Below are 25,240 nucleotides of genomic sequence, written 5' to 3'. Positions count from 1 at the left end.
CTTCATCGCACCTGTCTTCCTCGCATCTGTTCTTCCCGCATCCGTTCTTCCCGCATCCGTTCTGCTGCGGGCCGGCCGCGCGCGGTGCGGCCGGACAGGTTCGGGGAGTTGAACTGCGCGGCAAGCAGGGCGGCGAGGGCGAGGACGAAACCAAGGGTCTGCAGCGGGCTCAGTGACTCGCCCAGCACGACGCCGACGACGGCCGCCACCAGCGGAGACAGCAGCACCAGCGGTGCGGACGCGCCGACCGGCAGCCTTCCGATCCCGCGGAACCACAGCGTGTACGCGATCAGCCCGCCCATGCTGCCGAGCCACAGATAACCGCCGACAGCTCCGGCGTCGATCCGCTGCGGCACCCCCTCGAACGCGAGGGTGAGCGGGAGCAACAGCAGGCCACCGACCGTCAGTTGCCAACCGGCCAGGGTCAGTGGGCCGACCCCCGGGGGGCGGCCCCAGCGCTTGGTGAGGACGACCCCGCCTGCCATGGTGGCCGTACCGCCGAGGCCGGCGAGCACCCCGACGACGTCCAGCCGGGCCCCCGGCCCGAGCACGACGAATCCGACGCCGACCACGCCGATCACACCCCAGGCCAGTCGCCAGGCCTTCGGCCGGTCGCGGAGCACCACGATGGCCAAGGCGGCGACCAGCAGCGGCTGCGCGGCGCCGAGGGTGGCGGCGACACCACCGGGGAGTCGTTCGGCAGCCAGGAACAACAGGGGGAAGAAGGCACCGATGTTGAGCACGCCGAGGACGGCGGCCTTCCACCACCAGTCCCCTCGGGGGAGCACGCGGATGATCGACAGCGCGAGCAGCCCGGCGGGCAGGGCGCGCATCAGCCCGGCGAACATCGGATGCCCGGGCGGCAGCAGCTCCGTGGTCACGGCGTACGTGGTGCCCCAGGACGCGGGAGCGAGTGCGGTCAGTGCGACGGTTGCCACCGGGCCCGCCACGTACGAGGTCCGCGCCCGGCCCGGTGGCCGCTCGGTCAGGGAACGCATGCGAGGAAGTCTCGGCAGCATCCCGCCATGAACGCAAAGCATGCTTGCCATGGCAACCATGAACCAGCACGATGGCAGCGTGGATCTCCAGCAGATGCGCTACGTCGTCGCCGTCGCCGAAACCCGCAACTTCACCCGCGCCGCGGAGCGCTGCTCCGTGGTGCAGTCCTCACTCAGTCACCGGATCGCCGGCCTGGAACGGGAGCTCGGGGTCAAGCTGTTCGCCCGGTCCAGCCGCCGCGTCGAGCTGACCGGCGCCGGAGAGGCGTTCCTCGTCGGCGCGCGCGAGTGCCTGGCCGCCGCCGACCGCGCGATTGCCGACGCTGTCGCCGCGACCGGCGTGGTACGCGGCCGGCTCGCCGTCGGCGTGATCGTGACCACGGCCGCCGTCGACGTACCCGAACTGCTGCAGCGGTATCGCGCCCGGTATCCGGACGTCCACGTCCTCCTCCGTTCCGGACGCAGCGACGAACTGGCGGCGGCGATCCGGAGCGGCGAGCTGGACATCGCCTTCCTCGGCCTGCCGGAGGGCGAACGGCCGTCCGGTGTGGAAAGCATCGCCCTCGATCACGACGAGCACGTCCTGGTGGTGCCGGCCGGGCACCGGCTCGCGGGCGTCTCCCGGGTCACGCTGCAGGAGATCGCCGAGGAGACGTTCGTGGACTTCGCGAGCGGGACACCCGGCCGGGCCCAGTCCGACCAGGCGTTCGCCGCTGCCGGTCTGACCCGCGACGTCGCGTACGAAGCCGGTGTCGTCGAACTGATCACCCGGCTGATCGCGCGCGGGCTCGGCGTCGCACTGCTGCCGTCGGCGTTCATCCGGCCACTGGCCGCCGACGACCCCGGGCTGGCGCTGGTCCCGGTGGTCGACGGACCGCACCGCATCGAATACCTGGCGTGGAGCCGGTTCAACCCCAGCCCGGCCACCCGAGCCCTGCTCGACGTCCTCGGGGCCGGAGCACAGACGTAGCCCTCGGGACATCCCCGGATCAGGGAGCACGAGGGGAACCTACGGCCCGCTCGCTCTCCTGCAACCGTAAATCGAACACGACCACCCGGAAGGGCTACAAGGTGAGCCCACGCATCAGCAGGTCGATCAACGCGCAGACGAAGAGGCTGATGCCGATGAAGCCGTTCGTCGAGAAGAACGCCCGGTCGACGCGGGACAGGTCGTGCGGGCGGACGATGGTGTGTTCGTAGACGAACGCGCCCGCGACGATGAGCAGGCCCAGCCAGAAGAAGGCGCCGGCGTCGGTGACGACGGCGTACCAGACGAACAGGGCGGTGGTGACCAGGTGGCAGGCCCGGGCCGACCAGATGGCGGCCGGGATGCCGAAGCGGGCCGGGACCGACTTGACGCCGGTCTCGCGGTCGGTCTCCACGTCCTGGCAGGCGTAGATCAAGTCGAAGCCGCCGATCCAGATGCCGACGGCCAGGCCCAGTATCACCGCCTCCCAGGACCAGGCGCCGGAGATCGCCAGCCAGCCGCCGACCGGGCCGATCGCCTGGGCCAGGCCCAGGATGGCCTGCGGGAAGTTCGTGAACCGCTTGCCGTAGGGGTAGACCACCATCGGGATCACCGCGAGGGGGGCGAGCGCCAGGCAGAGCGGGTTCAGCAGGGCCGCCGCCGCCAGGAAGACCACCAGGGCGATCAGGGCGCCGGTCCACGCGTGGCGGACGGACATGGCGCCCGTGACCAGTTCGCGGTGCGCGGTCCTGGGGTTACGGGCGTCGATCTCCCGGTCGATGATCCGGTTGACCGCCATGGCGAAGGTGCGCAGGCCCACCATGCAGACCGTGACCAGCAGCAGCCTGCCCCAGTGGATGGTCCTGTCCCACTCGTACATCGCCGTGAGGGAGGCGATGTAGGCGAAGGGCAGCGCGAAGATCGAGTGCTCGATCATGACCAGGCGCAGGAAGGCCCTGGTGCGTCCTGGTTGCGGCAGCGCGGCGGATGCCGAGGTCACAAGCCGTACTCCTTCCAGCGGCGGTCGACCTTCGCGGCCGTCTCCGGGTCGGACAGCACCATCTCCGGCCACCCGCCGTCGCGCGTGTAGCCCTCCTCGGGCAGCTTCTTCGTCGCGTCGATGCCCGCCTTGCCGCCCCAGAACTGCTGGTAGGAGGCGTGGTCGAGGTGGTCGACGGGGCCTTCCACGACCGTGAGGTCGCGGGAGTAGTCCGTGTTGCCCAGGGCCCGCCAGGCGACCTCGTGCAGGTCGTGCACGTCGCAGTCGGCGTCGACGATCACGATCAGCTTGGTCAGCGACATCATGTGTGCCCCCCAGATGGCGTGCATCACCTTCTGGGCGTGCTTGGGGTACTTCTTGTCGATGGAGACGATCGCGCAGTTGTGGAAGCCGCCGGCCTCGGGGAGGTGGTAGTCCACGATGTCCGGGACGATGATCTTCAGCAGGGGGAGGAAGAACCGCTCCGTCGCGCGGCCGAGCGGGCCGTCCTCCGTCGGGGGGCGGCCGACGACGATCGACTGCAGCAGGGGCCGCCTGCGCATCGTCACGCAGTCGATGGTCAGCGCCGGGAAGGGTTCCTGCGGGGTGTAGAAGCCGGTGTGGTCGCCGTAGGGGCCCTCCGGCAGCATCTCGCCCGGCTCCAGCCAGCCCTCCAGGACGACCTCGGCGTTCGCCGGGACCTGCAGCGGTACGGTCTTGCAGTCGACCATCTCGGTCCGCTTGCCCGCGAGGAATCCGGCGAACAGGTACTCGTCGATGTCCCCGGGGAGCGGAGCGGTCGAGGCGTACGTCACCGCCGGGGGGCAGCCGAAGGCGATGGCCACCGGCAGGCGCTCGCCGCGCCGGGCGGCCACCTGGTAGTGGTTGCGGCTGTCCTTGTGGATCTGCCAGTGCATGCCGATGGTGCGCTTGTCGTGGCGCTGCAGGCGGTACAGACCCAGGTTGCGGATGCCGCTCTCCGGGTCCTTGGTGTGGGTCAGGCCCAGGTTGAAGAAGGAGCCGCCGTCCTTGGGCCAGGTGAACAGCGCCGGCAGCCGGTCGAGGTCGACGTCGTCGCCGTGCAGGACGACCTCGTGCACGGGGGCGTTCTCCGACCTCACCTTCTTCGGCGGTACGTGCGTCATCGCGCCGAGCTTGCCGAAGGCCTCCCGCACGCCCACGAAGCCCTGCGGCAGCTCGGGCCGCAGCAGCCCGCCGATCTTGTCGGTGATCTCGCCGTACGACTTCAGGCCGAGGGCCTTGAGCAGGCGCCGGTCGGTGCCGAAGACGTTCATGGCCAGCGGCATGGCCGAGCCCTTCACGTTCTCGAAGAGCAGGGCGGGACCGCCGGACTTCTGCACTCGGTCGACGATCTCACCGACCTCCAGGTGCGGGTCGACCTCGGCCTTGATGCGCTTGAGGTCACCCTCGCGCTCCAGCGCCCTGAGCAGGGAGCGAAGATCGTCGTAAGCCATGTGTCCCAGTATCGCCGAGGCGCCCGCGGCTCCTGCGACCGCCCCACACCGCCGCCCGGCACGCGTCAGTCCCGGGTGGCCCGCTCCAGGTCGTCGTGGTGCCGGCGCAGCCGGGTGGTCACCGGCCGCGGTCGGGCGTGAACACCTGCCGGGCCGCGTGGCCCCACAGGAGCGCGGCGACGCCGAGGAGCGCGGTTCCCCAGCCGGTGAGACGTTCGGCGCGGACGCGGAAGTTCTGTTCGACGGCTGCCGGACGCACGGGTTCCTCCCCCGGAACGGTTGATCGCAGGACCCGATTTTCGCCACCCGCTACCCTGGCCCTGTCACCGGGGCCGTCTCGCAGAGCCCCGCCGTCGTTTTCCAGGGGTCTTGTCGACATGCTCAGGGTGCTGATGTTCCTCGTGCCGCTGGCACTGGTGATCTTCGCGTTCATCGACTGCCTGAACACGCCCGAGGACGAGGTGAAGCACCTGCCCAAGATCGCCTGGGTCTTCATCATCCTGCTGTTCTGGATCGTCGGTCCGATCGTCTGGCTCGTCGCCGGCAAGAACCGGCAGCTCGCGGCGGGCGGCGGCACGCCCTCGGAGTGGCATCGCGGCCACCGGGCCCAGTACGTCGCCCCGGACGACAACCCCGAGTTCCTGAAGTCCCTCGCCCAGGAGAACAAGAAGGACGAGCAGCTCCTGAAGAACTGGGAGGCCGACCTGCGCCGCCGCGAGGAGGAGCTGCGCCGCAAGGAGCACGGCGAGGAGCCGAAGGACGGCTGAGGGAACCGCGGTCGCGGCCTGCCGGACGGCCCGGCCGCACTCTTTCGCCAATCCTCCACATCCGACACGCAGTTGTCGGTGGTTATCGGCTTGCACCCAGGACACGGTGCGGAGTTAATGGTCTTCACTCAGTGATGGACATCACCCGTACCTCAGGGGGACCGTTGGAGAGCGCCGAGCCGCCCGGGCATTACGACATCCCGCCACCGCCCGCCGTTCCGCCGCAGGCCATGCGCGGCGTCGATCTGCGGGTCGGCAAACGGCTGCTGTGGGTCGGCCGGGCGGCCTATCCGCTGCAGAACATCGCGCGGGTGCACACCTTCACCCTCACACCCAGGCGCAAGGAAGCCACCCTGCTCTTCCTGAAGCGCCTCGCGATCATTCTGTCGGTGGCCTTCGCCCTCACGATCCTCGGCGGCCTCACGGGTCTGGCGAGCGCGGACGTGGCCGGCACCATCGTCATGCTCGTCTGGCTGGGCGCCGTGGCCGCACTCGTCTTCAGCATCGTGGAGCTGGCGTCCGTGCTGTCGGCGCCCATGCAGTACGTCCTGGCCGTCGAGACGTCCGGTCCGTCCGTCGCCATGGTGACCAGCGGCAATCCGCAGTACCTCGACCAGCTCGTCGGCAGCATCGTCCACGCGATCGAGAATCCGGAGGCGGAGTTCCACGTCCGGGTGGACCAGCTCACGGTCGACCCGAAGAACTACTACTTCGGCGACAACGTCAACATCTACGGCGGCACGGGCAACGTGGGGATCAGCACATGAGCGGCGACAACTACTACTTCGGCGACAACGTCACCCTGCACGGCGGGCACGGCAACACCGGCATCGTCAAGCACCAGGCGCCGTCCGCCGACACCACGGCCGTCTCACCCGCCCTTCAGGCCGCGGTCGACGAGCTGCTCCAGCTGGTGCGGGAACTGCGCGCCAGTGTGCCGCCGGCCAGCGCCCAGGTCATCGACGACTCCCTGCCGGACATCACCGCCGACCCCGCCGCGCCGCCCCAGGAGCGGCACCGCGCGCTGATGGCCGTCGCGGGCATCGCGGCGACGGTCGAGACCGTGGGCCGACCGGTCGTCGAGGCGGTGAACCGCATCCTGGCGCTGCTGGGTTCCTAGCGTCCGCCGGGCCGGACGGGTACGTCACGGCAGCGGTACGGGAGCCCGGACGACCGGACGACCGGGCGCCGGGCTCTCAGCGCAGCCGGGACGACGACAGGATCGACAGCAGGTGGGCCGGGACCATCACCCAGGTGATGGCGGCGAGGGCGATCAGGGCCCAGCGGGTGACGTCGACGCCGCCGGTGACCGTGTCGCCGATCGCCGCGGCGAGCAGGAGCAGGGACGCCTCGATGCCGTTGGTCAGGCGGTGGACCTTGAAGGCGGCGGCCAGCCGGCGGACCGTGGCCACGCCCTGGGAGCGCGGCCGGGTCGACTCGTCGTCGGCGACGGGCAGGCCGCGCCGGGCTCGGGCCACGTCGACCAGGTCGGTGGAGGTCTTCAGCAGGACCACGCCGAGGGCGGTCGCGAGGCCCAGGCACACCCAGCCGCCGAAGCCGGAGCGGGCCGCGTGGAAGCCGGCGCCCACCATCAGGGCGGCGTCGGCGAGGTAGGCGCCGAGCCGGTCGACGTAGATGCCGGTGGCGCTGTTCTGGCCCTTCCAGCGGGCGACCTCGCCGTCCACGCAGTCGAAGAGCAGGAAGAGCTGCATCAGCACGGCGGCCAGGACGGGACCGGTCAGGCCCGGGATCAGCAGCGCGGCCCCGGAGGCGATCCCGCACACCACCATCGTCCAGGTCAGCTGGTCGGGGGTGACGGGCGTGCGCACCAGCTGCCGGGTGAAGCGCAGGGAGATCTTCCGCATGTACAGGCGGCCCGCCCAGTGCTCGCCGTTGCGGCTCGCCAGCTTCGCCTGCGGCTGGCAGACCTCCCGCAGCTCCTCCAGGACCGGAGCAGCAACCATGACCGTTTCCTCCCACCCACCCGGGCCCAACCGCCGCACACGCGGCGATGGTCGGGACAGGGTACCCAGTGGGTCCGGCGGCGTTGCCGGGCGGTCGTGGCGACCGCACAGTGTGCGTATGGACCAGGCACGGAATCAGGCGCTGGATCAGGCACGGGCGCGTGCGTGACTCACCACCGCCCTCGCCGAGGCCCGCGCCGGGCCGGCCGAGGGCGGCGTTCCCGTCGGCGCCGCGCTCCACGCGGCCGACGGCACCCTTCTCGGCCGCGGCCACAACCGCCGCGTCCAGGACGACGACCCGTCCGTGCACGCGGAGACGGCCGCGTTCCGCGCCGCGGGCCGGCAGCGCTCCTACCGGGGTACGACGATGGTGACGACCCTCTCGCCCTGCTGGTACTGCAGCGGCCTGGTGCGCCGGTTCGGCGTCCCACGGGTGGTGATCGGTGAGGCGACCACCTTCCGGGGCGGGCACGACTGGCTCGCGGGGCACGGCGTGGAGGTCGTGGTGCTGGACGATCCGGAGTGCGTCGCGCTGATGCGGGGCTTCATCGAGAAGCATCCGGATCTGTGGCACGAGGACATCGGCGCGTAGTCGGACGAGGACGTCGGCGCGTGGTCATGGGCGCATGGTCAAGGGCGCGCAGTCAGTTCAAGCAGACGTTCGAAGCGGGCCCGCCAGCCCTGCTCCGACTCCCTCTCGCCCTGGAACTCGTGGGTGAAACGGAGGGTGGCGCCGTCGTCCCCGTGGCGCTCCAGGTGGAAGCGGATCCGGCCGCCGCCCTCCACGGTGTACTCGGCGACCCGGTCCACGTCCCACGCGGTGATCCGCCCGCTGCCGAGCCCGCGCAGGGTCACCGCGCCGCCGAGCCGGGGTTCCAGCTCGTCGGCGTCGGTGAACCAGCGCGCGAGTCCTTCCGGTGTGGCCAGCCGGGGCCAGACCTTCTCCATGGGCTGGGGTAGCCGCACCAGGAAGGCGAGGATGTGCGTGTTCCCGTGGGTCTGGCTGGTGCCCTGTTCGATGGTTCCGGTCATGGCACCAGTCTCCCCGAGCGGCCGCTCAGACGCCCGAGTACGAGTGCTTGCCGCTCACGAAGATGTTGACGCCGTAGTAGTTGAACAGCCAGCAGCCGAAGGCGATCAGCGCGATGTAGGCCGCCTTGCGGCCCTTCCAGCCGGCCGTGGAGCGGGCGTGCAGGTAGCAGGCGTAGGCGACCCAGGTGATGAACGACCAGGTCTCCTTGGGGTCCCAGCCCCAGTAGCGGCCCCAGGCGGACTCGGCCCAGATGGCGCCCGCGATGATCGTGAACGTCCACAGCGGGAAGACGGCCGCGTTGACGCGGTAGGCGAACTTGTCCAGGGACGCCGAGGCGGGCAGCCGCTCCAGGACGGAGGTCGCGAAGCGGCCGGGCTTGCCGCCGCCGGCGAGCTTGCTCTCGTAGGAGTCCTTGAACAGGTACAGCAGGGTGCCGACCGCGCCGACGTAGAAGACCGCGCCGCAGAAGATCGCGGTGGAGACGTGGATGATGAGCCAGTACGACTGCAGGGCCGGGACCAGCTGGGCGCTCTCCGTGTACAGGACGGTGACCGCGAGGCCGAGGTCGAGCAGGACCGTGGTGGTCAGGAACAGGCCGAGCCAGCGCACGTTCTTCTTCAGCGCGAGCAGCAGCAGGTACACACCGACCACGACCGTGGAGAAGGTGATGTTGAACTCGTACATGTTGCCCCACGGCGCCCGCTGCACGGAGGCCGCGCGGGCGATCACGCCGCCCAGCTGGACGAGGAAGGCGAGCACGCCGAGGGACACGGCGATCCGGCCGTACAGGTCGCCCTGCTCGTCGCCGCCGTGCGCGCCGGGCCCGTCGGGTACGTCACGGGCGCCGGCGGAGGACCGTACGACGACTTCGGGCCGTTCGAGGACGGTGGTGCCCCCGGCGGACTTGACCGTCACCGCCGGACCCTTCGCCTTCGCCTTCGCCTTGGCCTGGCCGGGCCCGGCGGTCAGCGCGGCGGCCGTGCGGGCCACCTTGCTGCGGCTGCCGAAGAGCCATTCGACGATGTAGGCGAAGAAGGCCAGCGTGTAGACGGCCATCGCGGAGTAGATCAGCATGTTGCTGAGGTTCGCGAGGTTTTCGTTGGTCGCCGTGGCTAGCGTCGCCGTGGCTAGCTCGGTGGCGGCGGCGAGAGTCATTTCTTCTCAGCCCCTTCGGCAGGTACGGAGGTGCCGGCGTCCGGCTCCCGGTCGGGGTCGGCGTCGGTCTGTGCGGGTGCCTTGTCGTGGACGAGGGCGGCCAGGTCGCCGAGCTCCTCGGGGAGTTTCGCGGACTCGCTGCGGCCCAGGCCCGCCATCTCGACGACCGTCACGCCGTCGGCACCCTCCACGGCGCGCACCCAGACGCGGCGGCGCTGGATGAACAGGGAGCCGGCCAGGCCGGCGATCGCGGCGAGCGCGCCGGCGAGCGCCCAGCCGGTGCCGGGCTGCTGGACGATCTGGAAGCCGGCCCATTCCTTGATGTCCTTCTCGAAGGTGATGGAGCCGGCGCCGTTCGGCAGCGTCATCGTCTCGCCGGGCAGCAGCCGGGCCGCGACGATGTCGCCCTTGTCGTCCTTGAACTGCTTCAGCTTCGGGCTCTTGGTGTCCAGCTGGTAGACGTTCTGCGGGAGGCCCGAGTCGACGCCCAGGTCGCCGTGGAAGCCGGTCAGCGCGAGGACGGGGAAGTCCAGCGCGGGGAACTGGGAGAACATCGTGCCCTTGCCGGCGCCGGCGAAGGTCGGCACGAAGAACGCGGAGAAGCCGAGCTGCTCGGTCTCGCCCCGGGCGTTCCGGTAGCCGTCGAGCACCTTGATCGCGCCCTGCGAGGTGACGTTGCCGTCCACCGGCAGCAGCGGCACGGCCTGCCGGTAGACCACGTCGCCCTTGCCGTCGCGGACGGTGACGGTCGGGGCGTAGCCGTGGCTGACCAGGTACACCCGGGCGTCGTCGACCTGCAGCGGGTGGTTGGGCGAGATGGTGGCCTTCTGCTCCTTGCCGTGGGCGCCCACGCTGTAGGTGACGTCCGCCTTGAAGACGCGCGGGGTGCCCCGCTGGGGGCCGGTGCGCTCGTAGGTGCCGGTGAACTGCTTCAGGTTGAAGCTGAACGGCACGAGGTCGTCGTCGTTGAAGAGGTTGCCGGACTTGAAGTCGTCGTACTGGACGAGGGTGTTGGCGAAGCCGTCGCCCTCGACGATCAGCTTGTTGCCCTCGGTCTTGTACAACTGGCCCCAGGCGAAGGCGACCAGCATCACGATCAGCGCGAGGTGGAAGACGAGGTTGCCGGCCTCGCGCAGGTAGCCCTTCTCGGCGGCGACGGCGTCACCGGTGAGGTCGGTGCGGAAGCGGCGCTGCCCGAGCACCTTCAGCGCGGCCTCGCGGACCTCCTCGGGCGAGGCGGCGGTGCGCCAGGTGGCGTACGCGGGCAGCCGGGTCAGCCGCCTGGGGGCGCCCGGCGGGCGGCCGCGCAGCTGGCCGACGAACTGCCAGGTGCGGGGCACGATGCAGCCGATGAGGGAGATGAACAGCAGGATGTAGATCGCGGAGAACCACACCGAGCTGTAGACGTGGAACAGGCCGAGCTTGTCGTAGATCGGCCCGAGCGTCCGGTGCGCCTCCTTGAAGTCCTCGACCTTCATCGCGTCGGTGCCGTCCTGCGGGATCAGCGAGCCGGGGACGGCGCCGAGGGAGAGCAGGAACAGCAGCAGCAGCGCGACCCGCATGGAGGTCAGCTGCCGCCAGAACCAGCGGGCCCAGCCGAGGATCTCGCGGCCGGTCCAGGCGAGCCCGCCGGCCAGGCCGGGCGCGCGGTTGCCGCCGAAGGAGCCGGGGACGGCCGTCTCGGCGGGGGCGGTGGACAGCTGGGTGCCGGCGGCGCCCAGCTCCTCCTCCCCGGGGGGCACCGGAGCCGGGGTCCCGTCGGCCGTCGTGCTGCCGGTTGGCGTCTTGCTCATGTTCAGATCCCCACAGTGAAGCCGGTGGACCAGGACTGCATCTGCTGCACCAGCAGGTCCCAGGCGCCGGTCAGCAGCAGCACACCGGTCACGATCATCATCGTGCCGCCGATGCGCATCACCCAGACATAGTGGCGCTTGACCCAGCCGAAGGCGCCCAGCGCCCTGCGGAAGGCGATCGCGGTGAGCACGAACGGGATGCCGAGCCCGGCGCAGTAGGCGACGGTCAGCAGGGCGCCGCGTCCGGCGCTGGCCTGCTCGAAGGAGAGCGTCTGGACCGCGGAGAGCGTCGGGCCGATGCACGGCGTCCAGCCGATCCCGAACAGGGCCCCGAGCAGGGGCGCGCCCACCAGGCCCGTGGTCGGCCGCCGGTGGAGGCGGAACTCGCGCTGGGTCAGCCAGGGCATCAGGCCCATGAAGAGCAGGCCCATGAGGATCATGAGCGCGCCCAGCACCTTGGACAGGGTGCCCCTGTAGTCCTGCAGGGTCTGTCCGAAGTATCCGAACAGCGCCCCGCCGGAGACGAAGACCACGGTGAAGCCGAGCACGAAGAGCGAGGCACCGAGGGCCATCCGCCCGCGCCGGGCCTCCGCCAGGTCGGTACCGGTGACGCCCGTCACATACGACAGGTAGCCGGGGACGAGCGGCAGGACGCACGGGGAGAAGAAGGAGACGAGCCCGCCGAGCACGGCGATGGGCAGCGCGAGCAGCAGTGCTCCGCTGAACACCGTCTGGTTGGGGTCAATGGCCGCGGCCAACAGCACGGCGGCTCACTTCTCCGCGACGACCGGGTCGAGCATCGTGCGCAGCTTCTCCTCGCTGAGTGCCTGCAGGGCGCGCGCGGCGATCTTCCCGTCCCGGTCGATGACGATCGTGCTCGGGATGGCCTGCGGGTTGAGGGTGCCCTTCTCGAAGCGGAGCATGAGCTTGCCCGTGGGGTCGTACAGGCTCGGGTACGGCACCTCGTACTGCTTCTCGAACGCGAGGGCCGGCTGGGTGCTGGTGTCGCGGGTGTTGATGCCGATGAACTGCACGTCCTTGGCGGCGGTCTCCTCGGCCACCTTCACCAGGTTCGGCGCCTCGGCGCGGCAGGGGGCGCACCAGGAGCCCCAGACGTTGAGGACGACGACCTTGCCCTTGTAGTCGGCCATGTCGAGCTGCTTGCCCTCGAGCGTCTCGCCGGACAGGTCGGGGGCGGGCTTGCGCTCGCCCTTCTTCACGGTCGCGATGCCGTTGGAGCCGGTGATGAAGTTGGTGTTGTCCGAGCCTCCGGAGGTGCCTCCGGACCCGCACGCGGACAGGGTGAGTGCGGCGACGGCGGTCCCGGCGGCGAGCAGGGCGGCGCGGCGACGGACGCGGCTCGGGAGCGTGCGGTGCGGACGGGGCGAACGGTTCGCCCGGTTCGAGCACAGGGGGGCGCGACTGACGGCACTCATGTGAAAAGTTTCGCATGCCCGTTCCGGGGATCTTGCCCACCCCCCTCACCACCGGGGAACCGCCCCTCAGGCCGCGTCCGGCGCGCCCTCCGCGCTCTGCGTGCCCGTACCGCCGCCGGTGTCCTTGAGGAACTCCTTCCAGCCGCCGGCCGGCCGCTGCCCGACGTCGAGGGTACGCAGCCTGGCGAGCACCTCCGGCTGCTGTACGTCCAGCCAGTCGACGAACTGCCGGAAGGAGACCATCCGCACGTCCTCGCCCTTCTCCTTCTCCCGCGCGATGTGCTGGAGGGCCTTCTCGACGGCGTCCATGTAGATGCCGCCGTTCCACTGCTCGAAGTGGTTGCCTATGAAGAAGGGGGCCCGGTTCGTCTCGTAGGCCCGCTTGAAGCCCTGGATGTAGGCCTGCGTCGACTGCTCGCGCCAGCCGGGGTGGTTGTGGGCGGGGGCGTTGGTGGAGTTGACCGACTGGTTGGCGAGCATGTTGTAGTCCATCGAGAGGACCTCGAACCCGCGGCCGGGGAAAGGTATCTGCTGCAACGGCAGGTCCCAGATCCCCAGCCGCTTCTCCGGCCACACCTGACGGCCGCCGGGCGAGGAGGCGTCGTAGCGCCAGCCGAGCTCGCGGGCGGTGGACAGCAGCCGGTCCTGGCCGAGCAGGCAGGGGGTACGGCCGCCGACGAGCTCCTTGTCGTAGTCGAAGGGCAGGGCGGGCTGGTCGCTCCAGCCGGTGTTGGTCCTCCACTGCTTCACGAAGCTCTTGGCCTGGTCGATCTCGCTGCGCCACTGCCTGGGCGTCCAGGTGGCGACCGAGCCGCTGCCGGAGCAGAAGTGGCCGTTGAAGTGGGTGCCGATCTCGTGGCCCTCGAGCCAGGCGCGGCGGAGGTTGGTGAGGGTGTCCTTGATGTGGTCGTCGGTCAGGTAGCCGATGTCGGAGGCGCCGCGCGGGTTGTTCGGCGGGTCGTACAGGCGCTTCTTCGACTCGGGCAGCAGGTAGATCCCGGAGAGGAAGAAGGTCATGTGGGCCTCGTGCCGCTCGGCGAGGTCCAGGAAGCGGGGGAACAGGCCGTTGCCGACCTCGCCGGCCCCGTCCCAGGAGAAGATGACGAACTGCGGCGGGGTCTGGCCCGGCTCCAGCGGGACCGGCCTCGCGGGCTGGTGCGGCTGCTTGCCGGTGAAGGAGGTCGAGCCGTCGCCGATGGGGCGCGCGGAGGGGGTGGGGGACGTGGAGGGTGCGGAGGGTGTCGTGCCGGGCGTGCTCGCGCCCTGGGAACCGCTGGTGCGGCTCGGTCCGTCCGACGGCTTGAGGCTGCCGCAGCCCGCGAGTCCGACGGTGGCCGCGGCGCCCGCGCCGAGGCCGAGCATTCCCCTTCGGGAGAAGGTGCGCATGGAGTTCCCCGATCCGTCACGTCCTCTGGTGGTCACCCACTCAGAGGCCGTGACGAACGCGGGGGGTTCCTCGGCCTCATATGAATTTCATAACAAACATCACGAATATGTTCGTACGTGACCGAGGGCGTACTGCGTCTTCACACTCCGTGCTCTACGCGCCGTGCTCTACGCGCCGAACGCCTTGCCCTGCCCCTTCACCGGCTTGGCGCCCGCGAGGAGATGGGCCGGGACCAGATCGCGGGCCGGCTCGCTGTAGCCGACGGAGACGATCCGGTCGCCCCGGTAGGTGAACGTCGTCAGCGAGGCGAGCGTGCACTGCCGCTTGCGCGGGTCGTGCCACAGCCGGCGCCGCTCGACGTAGGAGCGCACGATCCAGATCGGCAACTGGTGGCTGACCAGCACCGCCTCATGCCCGCGCGCCTTGTCCTTCGCCGCGTTCAGCGCGCCCATCATGCGCACCACCTGGTCGATGTACGGCTCGCCCCAGGACGGCCTGAAGGGGTTGACCACGTGCTTCCAGTTGGCGGGCCGGCGCAGCGCGCCGTCGCCGACGCCGAAGGTCTTGCCCTGGAAGACGTTGGCCGCCTCGATCAGCCGCTCGTCCGTGGCGAGGTCCAGCCCGTGCGCCTTGGCGATCGGCGCCGCCGTCTCCTGCGCCCGCTCCAGCGGGGAGGCGACGACGTAGGTGATGTCGCGGGGGGCGAGGTGCTCGGCGACCCGCTCGGCCATCTTCCGGCCCAGCTCGGAGAGGTGGTAGCCGGGCAGCCGCCCGTACAGGACTCCGTCCGGGTTCTCCACCTCGCCGTGCCGCATGAGGTGGACGACGGTGATGTCGTCGTTCTGCTTGTTTCCGGTCTCGTCGCTCACGCCGTCGCCTCCGCGGCCGCCCGGGCCGCCGCCGGAAGGGCGTCGGCGATCCGCTGGAGTGCCGTCTCGTCGTGCGCGGTGGAGACGAACCAGGACTCGAAGGACGAGGGCGGCAGATAGACGCCGTTCGCCAGCATCGCGTGGAAGAACGCGGTGAAGCGGTACGACTCCTGCGCCCTGGCGTCGTCGTAGTCGCGCACCGGGCGGTCGGTGAAGAAGACGGAGAACATGTTGGAGGCGTTCTGCAGGGTGTGCGCCACGCCTTCCTTGGTCAGCGCCTCGGAGACCATGGCCTGGATCTGCTGCGAGACGGCGTCGACCGTGGTGTACGCGGCCTCGTCGAGCAGCCGCAGCTGGGCGAGCCCGGCGGCGGTGGCGACCGGGTTCCCGGACAGGGTGCCGGCCTGGTAGACGGGCCCGGCCGGGGCGAGGTGCGCCATGACGTCGGCGCGCCCGCCGAACGCGGCGGCGGGGAAGCCGCCGCCCATCACCTTGCCGAAGGTCATGAGGTCGGGCACGACCCCGTCGACGCCGTACCACCCGGCGCGGCTGGTCCGGAATCCGGTCATGACCTCGTCGGAGATGTACAGCGCGCCGTTCTCCGCGCACACGTCCTTGAGCCCCTGGTTGAACCCGGGCAGCGGCGGAACGACACCCATGTTGCCGGGCGAGGCCTCGGTGATCACACAGGCGATCTCGTCCGGGTGGGCGGCGAAAGCGGCGCGTACGGCGTCGAGGTCGTTGTACGGCAGCACGATCGTGTCACCGGCCTGGGCGCCGGTCACGCCCGGGGTGTCGGGCAGGGCGAAGGTGGCGACCCCGGACCCGGCGGCGGCGAGGAGCGAGTCCACATGCCCGTGGTAGCAGCCGGCGAACTTGATCACCTTGGACTGCTGGGTGAACCCGCGGGCCAGCCGGATCGCGGACATGGTGGCCTCGGTCCCGCTGGAGACGAGCCGCACCTGCTCCAGCGGCCCGACCCGGCCGGCCATCTCCTCGGCGAGCGCGACCTCGCCCTCACCGGGCGTACCGAAGGACGTACCGCGCACCACCGCCTCCTGCACGGCGGCGACCACCTCGGGGTGCGCGTGCCCGAGGATCATCGGCCCCCAGGAGCACACCAGGTCGACGTACTCCCGGCCGTCGGCGTCCGTCAGGTACGGACCGCTGCCGGACACCATGAACCGGGGTGTACCGCCCACGGCGCGGAAGGCACGCACCGGCGAGTTCACGCCGCCGGGCGTGACGGCCGCCGCACGGTCGAACAGCGTCTGCGAGACGGGGGCTTCGTATGGATATGGCAGTTCGCTCATGACCTGCGACTTCTCCGACTTCTCGGGGGGTTTCTCGGGGTTCTCCGAATCCGGTGGGCAGTGACCTGTTCAGGGTAGGCCAGCGGCGCCGGGGGCCCGGGGGCCGGAAAGCGCCACATGACCACTACGGAGCGTGACGAACGGCGGGATTCGAGGATTCCGCCCCGCTCATCTGCGAAACTGGGCCCGGCGTACGTATGAACCGTATGTACAAGGCGAAGGATCGTGTCGAGGACCGCGAGCTCCCGCGGACAGATGGTTGGGCGCACGTTTCGGCGGGCGACCGCGGGGGAGGTCACTGTCACGATGATCGGGTTGCGCGGCGGGGGACACGCGTCCTAGAAAAGCAGTCGGGTGGAGATATGCATCGCGGTGGCGGACTGGGCGAGGGGACTGACGGCCTGGGTCCTCGGCGTGCCCGGCGGGGAAGGCACCGGCGCGAGGCTGAGGAAGCGGCCGAAGCACGTCGGGCGAGGGAGTCCGAGCGGTCCGACCGTCTCGGGGCAGGGAGCAGGAATGGTGGTCGGGTGGGGGTGACGTACAAGTACTTCGGTGCGCCCGACGGCGCGACGGCGGCCCGCGTCCCGATCTCGATGCGCCCCGAGGAACTCGGCGGCGACGAACTCGGCATGAACGGCATGTTCACCAAGATCAAGCCGGAGACGATGGCCGCCATGGTGCTGACCGGCATCGAGGGCGTGCCCCTGCACAAGGTGCCGCCCCTGGAACTGGTCGTCCTGCACCCCGACTACGCGGTCGTCAAGCTTCCGATGACGGTCGTCGACCCCCTCCGCGGCATCGGCGAGGAAGCGGTCGGCGCGGCCGCCTTCATCTGGTCCACGGTCCCGGACCGCGGCGGCCCGAGGGACGCGTTCAACGTGTACCAACTGCTGCACGAGTGGCAGGACTTCAGCCACCGGCTGCACGAGGCGGGGCATCAGCCGTACTGCCTGGTGTGGCCCTGAGCCGGGGTTTCGCTGGTCTTGGGCGGGGCTTTCGAGCCCCGCCCTCGTCAGGTGCCGGCAGGGTCCGGTCGGCCCTTCCTCGTCGCAGCTTCTCCGGGGAGGCACCTCATGACTCCGCACGTTATGACTCCGCACGTTGTCATTACCCGGGTCACCGGCCCGCGGCGGCGCAGAGTCAAGGCAGGAACTCGGCAAGAGGGCGCCCGGGCGGACTCCGCGCTCTCCGCGGTGGGACTCGTTCAGCGCGGGTCTGCCCGCATACCGGTCACAGGGCAGCGGACCGCGGTGAGCGGTGGGCGGTCAGTGCCCAGATGACCCAGGCGTCCAGGCCGATGGAGATGAGGGCCCAGAGGGGTAGGTAGGGCAGCCAGAGGAAGTTGGCGATCAGGCTGACCGAGGCTATGAACACGCCCACGACCCGGGCCCACAGCGCGTCCGTGAGGATGCCGAGGCCGGTGGTGACGGCCAGCACGCCCACGATCACCAGAGCCCAGCCCCAGCCGGTCAGGTTGAAGTGGTAGACGTAGTCGTTGACGCGCGCGTAGATGTCGTTGGACGCGATGGCCGTGATGCCCTTGAGAATGTTCAGCAGGCCGTCCACCAGCAGCACCACCCCGGCGAACACCGTCCCGCCCGTCGCCCAGAAGCTTGTCCCGCCCGTCGCGCCGACCTGGTCTCGCGGATGGTGTTCCGGCGTCGCCGGCTGCTGCGTCATGGCGTCGTCCTTCCTGGCGTCCGATGCGTCCACCGTGTCCGCGGAAGGGCCCTGCCACTATCCAGAGCCGTCCGAACGAGTGAACGGTCAGACATCCCGTGAGGGCCAACCGCACCGCGCGGACAACCTGCACCAACACGACGGCGCCGGCAGCAACGCTGGGCCGGGCACTGAGCAACAGCAGGCGGAGAGCCGGCGTGGTGGCCCCGACCCCGCACCAGAGCCACCCCTTGCGGAGCGCCCGCTTCACCGTGCCCGCGCCGGCGAGCGGCAGTACGGCCGCAGGATGAAGGGCAGGGGCAGAGCGAGGATTCCGACGGCGCCCAGCGCGGTGCCGCTGCCGCACACCGGCATGGAGATCGAGGGATACGGCCCATGAGTGGAGGTCTGGACGGCGGGGAGTGTTCAGTTGCCGGCCAGGGTGCTTGCGTACTGGTCGTCGGTCACCGGCTCCAGCCAGGTGGTGCCGTTGCCGTCGCCGTCACCAACGACGAGGGCGATGCACGCCATGAGGGTGGTGTCGGTGGCGCTGTGCCAGCGCTCCTCACCGGCCGGGCACTTCACGGTTTCGCCGGCGCTCACGCGTACCACGGTGCCGTCACGTGGACCGCCATGAACGAGCAGCACGCCCTCACCGTGACCGCCGAAGTCGACGCACGGGGAGCTCGCTCTCCGTCCCGATCACCACCGCGCCCTGCCCATGAGAGGACAGCAGACGCAAGTGCTTTCCGCGGGGCATCGGACGGTTGGCGGGGCGGTCCTGGAGACCGTCCATCGCCTGCCACCCGTCCGTGAGGAGGCTCCCCTCCCGTCCTGTTGGCACGGCCGGTGAGATCAAGTAACGTCGGTCGACGTGAACACCGGACCGGCGCTACGCCACACACGGATTGGCTGTCCGGTGGAGGGCTGATCGCACAGCGGGTGCGCAGAGAGCACCTCCCCGGTTCGGCACGTGGGCCTCCCCGTGCTCGTGCACCGAGAGTCCCTTCTCCGTGTCGAGCGACAGCGAGGTCAGCCGAATGGCAGTCACGTTCAACCACACCATCATCGCCGCCAAGGACCGCGACGAGTCGGCCCGGTTCTTCCGGGAACTCCTGGAACTTCCGGAAGCGCCGTCCTGGGGTCCGTTCACCAACATCCAGCTCACCGACGGCGTGCTGCTCCAGTTCGCCGAGCCGCCGGTGGAGATCCAGATGCAGCACTACGCGTTCCTGGTCGACGACGAGCTGTTCGATCGGGCGTACCGGCGACTGTGCGAGCGCGGCATCGAGCACTGGGCCGATCCGCAGATGCGGCGCCCGGGCGAGATCAACAACGGGCACGGCGGTCGAGGGGTGTACTTCAAGGACCCTGCCGGTCACGCGATTGAGCTCATCACCCGCCCGTACCTGTAACCGGGCGAGTACCTGGTCGAGTGCCCGAAACGCGGCACCCCACCGCCTCCGATCGCTGCATGAGTGTCAGGACTTCAGCCACCGGCTGCACGAGGCGGGGCACCAGCCGTACTGCCTGGTGCGGCCCTGAGCCGGTTCGAGGTACGGAAGGCGCGGCCCCGCTCGTTGGTACTGCCGCTCCCCCTCCGCAGGGCGTCCGTGGGTGGTCATCCCGAACCCGTCCCGGCATCCCGGCACTGCGCGCCCTGGCTGCCGAACCGGCTTGACCGGTACTCGGACAGGGCCGCGACCGGTCCCCTGCTCCGGTCGCGGCCCCGGTGGTGCGGAGGTCCGTCATGGGCTGGTCAGCAGCAGCCGCCCTCGGCGGCGGGTTCCTTGGTGTCGGCGGTGGCCGGGTCGGTGCAGCAGGTGCTGCTCTGCTGCTTGGTGAGGGTGCCGACGTCGGCCTTGACGACGTACACCTCCCAGGGCTCCTGGCCGGGGCCGTGGACCCAGACCTTGTCCTGGAGGGCGTAGCAACAGGCCGTGTCGTTCTCCTCGGTGGTGGCCAGGCCGGCCTCCCGCAGGCGGGTGGTGGCGGCGTGGACGGACTCGGTCGTGTCGACTTCGACGCCGAGATGGTCCAGGCGGGTTGCCTCTTCTGCCGTGCCTTCGATCAGGACGAGTTTGAGCGGGGGCTCGGCGATGGCGAAGTTGGCGTAGCCGTCGCGGAGCTTGGCGGGCTCGGTGCCGAACAGCTTGCTGTAGAAGGCGATGGACGCGTCGAGGTCGGCGACGCGGAGCGCAAGTTGGACGCGGGACATGGCGTTCCTCCTGCTGGATGGGGTGGGTTGGCCGGTCAGCAGCCGCCGGAGGGGGCGGTCGGGGCGCCGACCCCGATCTGGAGAGCGGCCGGGGCTGCGCAGCAACCCCCGTCCTGGCTCCCCTGGGTGGCGTCGGGGTCGTCGTACAGGCCCGCACCGCCGCACACGCCGGTCTCCGGCAGGGTCAGTTCGACGCGCTCGGCGGCCTCGTGGTCGCCGGCGATCGCGGCGGTGATGGAGCGGACCTGCTCGTAGCCGGTCATCGCGAGGAATGTGGGCGCGCGGCCGTAGGACTTCACGCCGACCAGGTAGATGTCCTTCTCCGGGTGGGAGAGCTCGCCCACGCCGTGCGGGTAGACGGTGCCGCAGGAGTGGACGTTCGGGTCGATGAGCGGGGCCAGCGCGGTCGGGGCCTGGAGGCGTTCGTCGAGGCCGAGGCGGACCTCGGAGAGGAAGGACAGGTCGGGCCGGAAGCCGGTCAGCACGATCACCTCGTCGACCGGGTCCAGGCGGCGGCCGTCCTCGGCGACCAGAACCAGCCGGTCGCCGTCCCGCTCCGCGGCCTGTGTGCGGAAGCCGGTCACGGCGGAGGCGTGGCCGTCCTCGACGGCGGCCTCGGCACGCAGGCCCAGGGCGCCGCGGGCGGGGAGCTGGTCGGCCTCGCCGCCGCCGAAGGTGTTCGCGCCGATGCCGCGGCGCAGTACCCACGCAGCGTGCGTGCCCGGCTCGTCCTTGGCCAGGTCGGCGAGGTGAGCGAGCGCGGTGAAGGCGGAAGCTCCGGAGCCGATGACGGCGGTGTGCTTGCCCGCGTACCGGGCGCGGACGGCGGGGTCCTCCAGGTCGGGGACGCGGTAGGAGATGCGGTCGGCCGCCGCCTTCTCGCCCAGGGCGGGCAGACCGTCGGCGCCCATCGGGCCGGGGGCGGACCAGGTGCCGGAAGCGTCGATGACGGCGCGGGCGCTGATCCGCTCCTCGCGGCCGTCGGCCAGCTCGATGTGCACGGTGAAGGGCTGCTCGTCGCGGTCTGCGTCGACGATGCGGTCGCGGCCCGCGCGGGCGACACCGGTCACCGTGGCGCCGTAGCGGACCTTGTCGCCGAGGACGTCGGCGAGCGGCTGGAGGTACTGCTCGGCCCAGTCACCGCCGGTGGGGTAGGTGGCGCCGTCGGGGCGGACCCAGCCGGTGGGGGCGAGCAGCTTCTCGGCGGCCGGGTCGGTGACCTCGGCCCACGGGGAGAACAGCCGCACGTGCGCCCAGTCGCGTACGGCCGTGCCGGCGGAGGGGCCGGCCTCCAGGACCAACGGTTCGAGGCCGCGCTCGACGAGGTGGGCGGCGGCTGCCAGGCCGATGGGGCCTGCGCCGATGACGACGACGGGCAGCTGGTCGGTGGTGGGCGCGGTCACGAGATTCCCCTTTGTTTCGACATTCGTCGATGGCTTGCGCGGCAAGCATGGCATCTGATTCGATAAGCGTCAACATAGACATTCATCAAATCCAGGGGGTCTTCTGGTGGAGCACATCGACGTGGCGGTGATCGGCGGCGGACAGTCCGGGCTCGCCGCGGCGCACACTCTGCTGCGGCACGGGGTGCGGCCGGTGGTCCTGGAGGCATCCGAGCAGGCGGCCGGGTCGTGGCCGCGCTACTACGACAGCCTCACCCTGTTCTCGCCCGCCCGCTACAGCTCGCTGCCGGGAATGCCGTTTCCCGGCGGGGATCCGGACCGCTACCCGCACCGGGACGAGGTGGTCGCCTACCTGACCGCGTACGCCGCGCACCTGGACGCCGACATCCGCACCCGTCACCGCCTCACCCGCGCCCGACGGACCAATGGAGGGTTCGAACTGGACCTGGAGAACGGCAGCCGGCTGACGGCACGCGCCGTGGTCACCGCCTCCGGCACCTTCGGACGCCCGTACCGGCCGGCACTGCCGGGGCTGACGGGCTTCACCGGCTCGGTGCTGCACGCCGCCGACTACCGCAACCCCTCCCCGTTCGCCGGGCAGCGGATCGTCGTGGTCGGGGCGGGGAACTCAGCGGTGCAGATCGCCGCCGAGCTCGCCCGGACGGCACGGGTGACGCTCGCAGGCCGGAAACCGGTGAGGTTCGCCCGGCAGCGCCTCCTCGGCCGTGAGCTGCACTTCTGGCTCGCCCGCACCGGCCTGGACACGGCCCCGCTCGGCCGCTTGGTGCGCACTCCGCCGACACAGCTGGTCATCGACGACGGCCGCTACCGCGCCGCACTCGCCCAGGGAGCACCGGACCGGCGGGAGCTGTTCACCGGCGTCGACGGCGCCGAGGTGATCTGGCCGGGCGGGGCGCGGGAGGAGGTGGACACGATCCTGCTGGCCACCGGCTACCGGCCGGACCTGCCCTATCTCGCCGACCTGGACGGGGCGCTCGACGGCTCCGGCCGGCCTCGGCAGCGCGACGGCGTCTCCCCCGCCCACCCGGGCCTGGTGTTCGTCGGGCTGGAGTGGCAGCGCAGCCTGTCGTCGAACTCCCTGCGCGGCGTCGGCCGGGACGCGGCCCGCGTTGCGCGGCATCTGGCGGCCCATCTCGCTCGCGGCTGAGCCGTTCGCCCCTCGTCCACTTGGTTCGACATATGTCAACATAGATTTATGTCGAACACGAAGGTGCTGCCGCTGATCGAGCCCGAGTCCGATGCTGTGGCGCCGTGCTGCCCGCCGCTCACCGAGCGCCCGTTCACCGCGGAGGAGGCCGAGACGGCCGCCCGGATGTTCAAGGCCCTGGGCGACCCGGTGCGGCTGCGGCTGTTCTCCGCGGTCGCCTCGCACGAGGACGGCGAGGCATGCGTGTGCGACATCTCCGACGTGGGCGTCTCCCAGCCGACCGTCTCCCACCACCTGAAGAAGCTGAGGGAGGCCGGGCTGCTCACCTCCGAGCGGCGCGGCACCTGGGTGTACTACCGGGTCGAGCCGTCCGTACTGGCCGCGATGGGCAAGCTGCTGACCATGGCGCCGCCCTCGACCTGACGTCACCGCCTGCCCTCACCGGGAACGTGCCGGGCACCGCTTCGTCGCCGGCACTCCCGGCCCGCCCCGTAGCCGTACAACTCGTGAAGGAAGACCCCGTGCCCTCCGACCCGCTCGCTTCCGTGCTGTTCGTCTGCGTCCACAACGCCGGGCGTTCGCAGATGGCAGCCGGATTCCTCTCCCACCTCGCGGGCGACCGGATCGAGGTCCGCTCCGCCGGTTCCCTGCCCGCCGACCAGGTCAACCCGGCCGCCGTCGAAGCCATGCGGGAGATGGGCGTCGACATCGCCGGGCAGAGGCCGAAAGTCCTCACCGCCGAGGCGGTCCAGGCGTCCGACTACATCATCACCATGGGCTGCGGCGACGCCTGTCCGGTCTTCCCGGGCAGGAAGTACCTCGACTGGACGCTGGAAGACCCGGCCGGCAAGGGCGTCGAGGCCGTACGCCCGATCCGCGACGAGATCAAGACCCGTATCGAGGCCCTGATCACAGAGATCGAGGCGAACCAAGGGCCGGTGACGGCCGGGTGACCGGCTGATGCGCCGGCACCCGCGATGCCTCCGGCAGGAGAAAGAGCCGAAGCCGCGCGAACCGGCGCCGCTCTGCTCTTGGCCCCGCCCCGGTCCCGCGTCCGGAGATGTCCAGCGGCGTGGAACCGTGCATCGCGGTCGCGCGCTCAGGGTGACCTGTCGAGGACGACGATGCCGGCCACGGCTGCCAGGGCTCCCAGCCCCTGGACGGCCAGCGCCCCGGACGTGGCCAGGCGTTCCTGGAAGACCAGGGCGCCCATCAGGACGCCGCCGATCGGCTCGAGGGTGTCGATGATGGGCAGACTGATCGTCAGAGGGCCGGCCTGAAAGGCACTTTGGGCAAGCAGCATGCCCGTACCTCCGACGAGGAGCAGCCCGTACGGTTCCCAGTGCGCGAGCACACCGACGCCGTTGTCGCGGAAGAGGCCGGCCACGCTCTTGGTCAGGCTGTCGAGGAGGGCGAACAGCACGCCGGCGGCCGCCGCGTAGAGGGCGGTGCGGGCGCGGCCCGGCCTGCGCAGCCCGACCGGCACGAGGACACACACGCAGGCGGTGGCCAGGGCCAGGAGGGGAAGCCAGTCCCTCAGGTCCGGCGCCGCGATTCCCGTGGACGGCGGCAGCACCGCCAGGAAGGCGGCCACGCCTCCCGCCGTGCACAGCGCGCCCACCACCTCCCTGCGGGTGAGGCGCCTCCTGCGGCGCCAGGCGACCAGGGGCAGGGCGAAGACGAGGTCCATCGCAGCCAGCGGCAGCACGAGCACCAGCGGACCGAACACCAGAGCGACGCCCTGGATGACGTAGGAGAAGACCGACATCGCGGCCCCGGCCAGCCACAGCGGTCTGCGCAACAGGTCCAGGAACAGCCGCGGGCGCAGGGACGCGCTCTCGGGTTCCGAGGCCGCGGCGGCCTGCTGCATGACGACCGCGACGGCGAAGCAGCAGGCGGCTGCCAGTGCCGCAACCACCGCCACGCCAGTCGCCATGGATCCCAGCATGCCGCCTCGCCCGTCCCGGCACGCGTATGTCATCCGGCGCGGCAGAAGAACCCGGTCGCCTTGACGCGGGCCGGTCGCGTCAGGGGGCTCGCGGGCTCGCTCCCGGCCCGGGCGGGGCGGCCCCGGGTGGAGCGGCCCCGGGTGGAGGTGTCACGCAGGGTGTCGGTGGACGGCCCGGACAGGGCGGTAGTGCGAGTGGCAACCGGTCCCGTCCTGTCCCGTCCCGCTCTGTTCTTTCCGGTCCTGCGCCGTCTTGCCCTGTCCCTGTCTGAATCCTCCTTGTCCTGTCCCTGTCTGAATCCTCCTTGTCCTGTCCCTGCCTGGATCGCCGGGCTGCCCGGCTCACCACCCGAATGGCCGCCGCGGAGGACTTCCGCGGCGCCTCCGCGGCGGAGGACCGGTGATGGAGAGCCTGTCCCGGGGGCCTCCGGGGTGCCGCTATATCACGCCCGCGGTGCATACGGTACGTCGAAAGCCGGTCACGCTCCGTCAGTCACCCGAAGGGCTTGCTCCAAGGGGGCAGCGGAGTACGAGAGCGGGTCGTATGAGGCGGGGGTGCTGCCACCCGAGAGGCCCCCGAAGGAGGACAACGTGTTCCGCCATTCGATACGTACGCTCGTAGTGGGTCTGTGCGCGCTGGCCGCGGCTGCGCCGGCGGCGCCGGCTCTGGCCGGGGGCGACCCGGCCGGGGCCGACCCGGCACCGCAC

The 25,240-nt window shown here is 70.8% G+C and carries 27 protein-coding genes and 1 pseudogene; 10 read left to right on the top strand and 18 right to left on the bottom strand.

Translation table 11 applies throughout. The features are described from left to right. Positions 1-2: 2 nt before the first annotated feature. Positions 3-998: an EamA family transporter gene (locus DEP02_RS26795; RefSeq protein WP_112470253.1), complete on the bottom strand. Its 996-nt coding sequence runs from the start codon at positions 996-998 to the stop codon at positions 3-5. Positions 999-1,077: 79 nt separating this feature from the next. On the opposite strand from DEP02_RS26795, the gene DEP02_RS26790 reads away from it, so the two are divergent. Next, on the top strand, positions 1,078-1,968 hold the full coding sequence (locus tag DEP02_RS26790) for a LysR family transcriptional regulator (RefSeq protein ID WP_112470282.1): 891 nt from the start codon (positions 1,078-1,080) through the stop codon (positions 1,966-1,968). Positions 1,969-2,062: 94 nt separating this feature from the next. Here the strand turns inward: DEP02_RS26790 and mqnP are convergent, their stop codons facing one another. From mqnP to DEP02_RS33700, 3 genes are all read right to left on the bottom strand, one after another. After that, positions 2,063-2,965: a menaquinone biosynthesis prenyltransferase MqnP gene (mqnP, locus tag DEP02_RS26785; protein WP_112470252.1), complete on the bottom strand. Its 903-nt coding sequence runs from the start codon at positions 2,963-2,965 to the stop codon at positions 2,063-2,065. Continuing rightward, complete coding sequence (locus DEP02_RS26780) at positions 2,962-4,419, bottom strand: menaquinone biosynthesis decarboxylase (protein ID WP_112470251.1); 1,458 nt, start codon at positions 4,417-4,419, stop codon at positions 2,962-2,964. The genes mqnP and DEP02_RS26780 overlap by 4 nt, the downstream gene beginning before the upstream one ends. A 118-nt stretch (positions 4,420-4,537) precedes the next feature. Next, positions 4,538-4,678 (bottom strand): hypothetical protein, encoded by a 141-nt coding sequence (locus DEP02_RS33700; RefSeq protein ID WP_157977550.1) that lies wholly within the window; start codon positions 4,676-4,678, stop codon positions 4,538-4,540. Positions 4,679-4,796: 118 nt separating this feature from the next. Between DEP02_RS33700 and DEP02_RS26775 the strand changes: the two genes are divergently transcribed. The 3 genes from DEP02_RS26775 (at position 4,797) to DEP02_RS26765 (ending at position 6,306) form a co-directional block, all read left to right on the top strand. Beyond that, on the top strand, positions 4,797-5,186 hold the full coding sequence (locus DEP02_RS26775; RefSeq protein WP_112470250.1) for a PLD nuclease N-terminal domain-containing protein: 390 nt from the start codon (positions 4,797-4,799) through the stop codon (positions 5,184-5,186). Positions 5,187-5,320: 134 nt separating this feature from the next. After that, complete coding sequence (locus DEP02_RS26770; protein ID WP_232839291.1) at positions 5,321-5,953, top strand: DUF6232 family protein; 633 nt, start codon at positions 5,321-5,323, stop codon at positions 5,951-5,953. Continuing rightward, positions 5,950-6,306 (top strand): hypothetical protein, encoded by a 357-nt coding sequence (locus DEP02_RS26765; protein WP_112470249.1) that lies wholly within the window; start codon positions 5,950-5,952, stop codon positions 6,304-6,306. The genes DEP02_RS26770 and DEP02_RS26765 overlap by 4 nt, the downstream gene beginning before the upstream one ends. A 76-nt stretch (positions 6,307-6,382) precedes the next feature. Here the strand turns inward: DEP02_RS26765 and DEP02_RS26760 are convergent, their stop codons facing one another. Beyond that, positions 6,383-7,150: a CDP-alcohol phosphatidyltransferase family protein gene (locus DEP02_RS26760; RefSeq protein WP_112470248.1), complete on the bottom strand. Its 768-nt coding sequence runs from the start codon at positions 7,148-7,150 to the stop codon at positions 6,383-6,385. 118 nt (positions 7,151-7,268) lie between these two features. On the opposite strand from DEP02_RS26760, the pseudogene DEP02_RS26755 reads away from it, so the two are divergent. Beyond that, a pseudogene (locus DEP02_RS26755) lies at positions 7,269-7,742 on the top strand (nucleoside deaminase). Positions 7,743-7,780: 38 nt separating this feature from the next. Here DEP02_RS26755 and DEP02_RS26750 read toward each other — a convergent pair. From DEP02_RS26750 to hemL, 8 genes are all read right to left on the bottom strand, one after another. After that, a complete protein-coding gene (locus tag DEP02_RS26750; RefSeq protein WP_112470247.1) occupies positions 7,781-8,182 on the bottom strand; it encodes an SRPBCC domain-containing protein in 402 nt (133 codons plus the stop codon). Between the two features lie 25 nt (positions 8,183-8,207). After that, a complete protein-coding gene (gene ccsB, locus DEP02_RS26745) occupies positions 8,208-9,338 on the bottom strand; it encodes a c-type cytochrome biogenesis protein CcsB (protein ID WP_112470246.1) in 1,131 nt (376 codons plus the stop codon). Then, positions 9,335-11,131: a cytochrome c biogenesis protein ResB gene (gene resB, locus DEP02_RS26740; protein WP_112470245.1), complete on the bottom strand. Its 1,797-nt coding sequence runs from the start codon at positions 11,129-11,131 to the stop codon at positions 9,335-9,337. The genes ccsB and resB overlap by 4 nt, the downstream gene beginning before the upstream one ends. 2 nt (positions 11,132-11,133) lie before the next feature. Beyond that, positions 11,134-11,895: a cytochrome c biogenesis CcdA family protein gene (locus DEP02_RS26735; RefSeq protein WP_112470244.1), complete on the bottom strand. Its 762-nt coding sequence runs from the start codon at positions 11,893-11,895 to the stop codon at positions 11,134-11,136. 6 nt (positions 11,896-11,901) lie between these two features. Continuing rightward, the gene (locus DEP02_RS26730; protein ID WP_112470243.1) at positions 11,902-12,567 is read right to left on the bottom strand and encodes a TlpA family protein disulfide reductase; all 666 of its coding nucleotides are present in this window, start codon (positions 12,565-12,567) and stop codon (positions 11,902-11,904) included. Between the two features lie 66 nt (positions 12,568-12,633). After that, positions 12,634-13,953 carry a polysaccharide deacetylase family protein gene (locus DEP02_RS26725; RefSeq protein WP_112470242.1) on the bottom strand — a complete coding sequence of 440 codons (1,320 nt, stop codon included), beginning with the start codon at positions 13,951-13,953 and terminating at the stop codon, positions 12,634-12,636. 168 nt (positions 13,954-14,121) lie between these two features. Further along, on the bottom strand, positions 14,122-14,769 hold the full coding sequence (locus DEP02_RS26720; RefSeq protein ID WP_112470280.1) for a histidine phosphatase family protein: 648 nt from the start codon (positions 14,767-14,769) through the stop codon (positions 14,122-14,124). 50 nt (positions 14,770-14,819) lie between these two features. Continuing rightward, positions 14,820-16,136, bottom strand: coding sequence for a glutamate-1-semialdehyde 2,1-aminomutase (gene hemL / locus DEP02_RS26715; RefSeq protein ID WP_112470241.1), 1,317 nt, complete (start codon positions 16,134-16,136; stop codon positions 14,820-14,822). Between the two features lie 527 nt (positions 16,137-16,663). Between hemL and DEP02_RS26705 the strand changes: the two genes are divergently transcribed. Beyond that, on the top strand, positions 16,664-17,101 hold the full coding sequence (locus DEP02_RS26705) for a hypothetical protein (RefSeq protein WP_003974483.1): 438 nt from the start codon (positions 16,664-16,666) through the stop codon (positions 17,099-17,101). A 265-nt stretch (positions 17,102-17,366) separates the two neighbouring features. Here DEP02_RS26705 and DEP02_RS26700 read toward each other — a convergent pair whose 3' ends face one another. Both DEP02_RS26700 and DEP02_RS26695 read right to left on the bottom strand, forming a co-directional pair. Beyond that, positions 17,367-17,816, bottom strand: coding sequence for a DUF7144 family membrane protein (locus DEP02_RS26700; RefSeq protein ID WP_112470239.1), 450 nt, complete (start codon positions 17,814-17,816; stop codon positions 17,367-17,369). A gap of 405 nt (positions 17,817-18,221) precedes the next feature. Further along, positions 18,222-18,398 carry a cupin domain-containing protein gene (locus DEP02_RS26695; RefSeq protein ID WP_232839290.1) on the bottom strand — a complete coding sequence of 59 codons (177 nt, stop codon included), beginning with the start codon at positions 18,396-18,398 and terminating at the stop codon, positions 18,222-18,224. Positions 18,399-18,835: 437 nt separating this feature from the next. On the opposite strand from DEP02_RS26695, the gene DEP02_RS26690 reads away from it, so the two are divergent. After that, positions 18,836-19,210: a VOC family protein gene (locus tag DEP02_RS26690; protein ID WP_112470238.1), complete on the top strand. Its 375-nt coding sequence runs from the start codon at positions 18,836-18,838 to the stop codon at positions 19,208-19,210. Between the two features lie 344 nt (positions 19,211-19,554). Here DEP02_RS26690 and DEP02_RS26685 read toward each other — a convergent pair whose 3' ends face one another. Together DEP02_RS26685 and DEP02_RS26680 are read right to left on the bottom strand one after the other, a co-directional pair. Next, positions 19,555-20,013, bottom strand: coding sequence for an ArsI/CadI family heavy metal resistance metalloenzyme (locus DEP02_RS26685; RefSeq protein ID WP_112470237.1), 459 nt, complete (start codon positions 20,011-20,013; stop codon positions 19,555-19,557). A gap of 35 nt (positions 20,014-20,048) precedes the next feature. After that, entirely contained in the window at positions 20,049-21,416 is a 1,368-nt protein-coding gene (locus DEP02_RS26680) for an FAD-dependent oxidoreductase (RefSeq protein ID WP_112470236.1), read from the bottom strand. A gap of 106 nt (positions 21,417-21,522) precedes the next feature. Here DEP02_RS26680 and DEP02_RS26675 point away from each other — a divergent pair, with 106 nt between their 5' ends. From DEP02_RS26675 to DEP02_RS26665, 3 genes are all read left to right on the top strand, one after another. After that, positions 21,523-22,584: a flavin-containing monooxygenase gene (locus DEP02_RS26675; RefSeq protein WP_112470235.1), complete on the top strand. Its 1,062-nt coding sequence runs from the start codon at positions 21,523-21,525 to the stop codon at positions 22,582-22,584. Positions 22,585-22,632: 48 nt separating this feature from the next. After that, positions 22,633-23,007, top strand: coding sequence for an ArsR/SmtB family transcription factor (locus DEP02_RS26670; protein WP_112470234.1), 375 nt, complete (start codon positions 22,633-22,635; stop codon positions 23,005-23,007). A 98-nt stretch (positions 23,008-23,105) separates the two neighbouring features. Beyond that, complete coding sequence (locus DEP02_RS26665; protein ID WP_112470233.1) at positions 23,106-23,537, top strand: arsenate reductase ArsC; 432 nt, start codon at positions 23,106-23,108, stop codon at positions 23,535-23,537. Between the two features lie 146 nt (positions 23,538-23,683). On the opposite strand, the gene DEP02_RS26660 is transcribed toward DEP02_RS26665, so the two are convergent. Continuing rightward, positions 23,684-24,520 (bottom strand): DMT family transporter, encoded by an 837-nt coding sequence (locus tag DEP02_RS26660; protein WP_112470279.1) that lies wholly within the window; start codon positions 24,518-24,520, stop codon positions 23,684-23,686. Positions 24,521-25,240: the final 720 nt, after the last annotated feature.

It is taken from the genome of Streptomyces triticisoli, from assembly GCF_003270085.1.
Classification (GTDB): Bacteria; Actinomycetota; Actinomycetes; order Streptomycetales; family Streptomycetaceae; genus Streptomyces; species Streptomyces triticisoli.
Note: the sequence above shows the minus strand (reverse complement) of the source record. Positions and strands in the feature narration are given on the sequence as shown.

Bases quoted from the DNA above. Each gene is read 5' to 3' on its own strand.
- DEP02_RS26765 (WP_112470249.1), top strand. From the start codon at position 5,950: ATGAGCGGCGACAACTACTACTTCGGCGACAACGTCACCCTGCACGGC.
- DEP02_RS26660 (WP_112470279.1), bottom strand. From the start codon at position 24,520: ATGGCGACTGGCGTGGCGGTGGTTGCGGCACTGGCAGCCGCCTGCTGC.
- DEP02_RS26760 (WP_112470248.1), bottom strand. From the start codon at position 7,150: ATGGTTGCTGCTCCGGTCCTGGAGGAGCTGCGGGAGGTCTGCCAGCCG.
- DEP02_RS26685 (WP_112470237.1), bottom strand. From the start codon at position 20,013: ATGTCCCGCGTCCAACTTGCGCTCCGCGTCGCCGACCTCGACGCGTCC.
- DEP02_RS26725 (WP_112470242.1), bottom strand. From the start codon at position 13,953: ATGCGCACCTTCTCCCGAAGGGGAATGCTCGGCCTCGGCGCGGGCGCC.
- DEP02_RS26700 (WP_112470239.1), bottom strand. From the start codon at position 17,816: ATGACGCAGCAGCCGGCGACGCCGGAACACCATCCGCGAGACCAGGTC.
- DEP02_RS26670 (WP_112470234.1), top strand. From the start codon at position 22,633: ATGTCGAACACGAAGGTGCTGCCGCTGATCGAGCCCGAGTCCGATGCT.
- hemL (WP_112470241.1), bottom strand. From the start codon at position 16,136: ATGAGCGAACTGCCATATCCATACGAAGCCCCCGTCTCGCAGACGCTG.
- DEP02_RS26770 (WP_232839291.1), top strand. From the start codon at position 5,321: ATGGACATCACCCGTACCTCAGGGGGACCGTTGGAGAGCGCCGAGCCG.
- DEP02_RS26690 (WP_112470238.1), top strand. From the start codon at position 18,836: ATGGCAGTCACGTTCAACCACACCATCATCGCCGCCAAGGACCGCGAC.
- ccsB (WP_112470246.1), bottom strand. From the start codon at position 9,338: ATGACTCTCGCCGCCGCCACCGAGCTAGCCACGGCGACGCTAGCCACG.
- DEP02_RS26780 (WP_112470251.1), bottom strand. From the start codon at position 4,419: ATGGCTTACGACGATCTTCGCTCCCTGCTCAGGGCGCTGGAGCGCGAG.
- DEP02_RS26775 (WP_112470250.1), top strand. From the start codon at position 4,797: ATGCTCAGGGTGCTGATGTTCCTCGTGCCGCTGGCACTGGTGATCTTC.
- resB (WP_112470245.1), bottom strand. From the start codon at position 11,131: ATGAGCAAGACGCCAACCGGCAGCACGACGGCCGACGGGACCCCGGCT.
- DEP02_RS26720 (WP_112470280.1), bottom strand. From the start codon at position 14,769: ATGCGGCACGGCGAGGTGGAGAACCCGGACGGAGTCCTGTACGGGCGG.
- DEP02_RS26795 (WP_112470253.1), bottom strand. From the start codon at position 998: ATGCGTTCCCTGACCGAGCGGCCACCGGGCCGGGCGCGGACCTCGTAC.
- DEP02_RS26730 (WP_112470243.1), bottom strand. From the start codon at position 12,567: ATGAGTGCCGTCAGTCGCGCCCCCCTGTGCTCGAACCGGGCGAACCGT.
- DEP02_RS26750 (WP_112470247.1), bottom strand. From the start codon at position 8,182: ATGACCGGAACCATCGAACAGGGCACCAGCCAGACCCACGGGAACACG.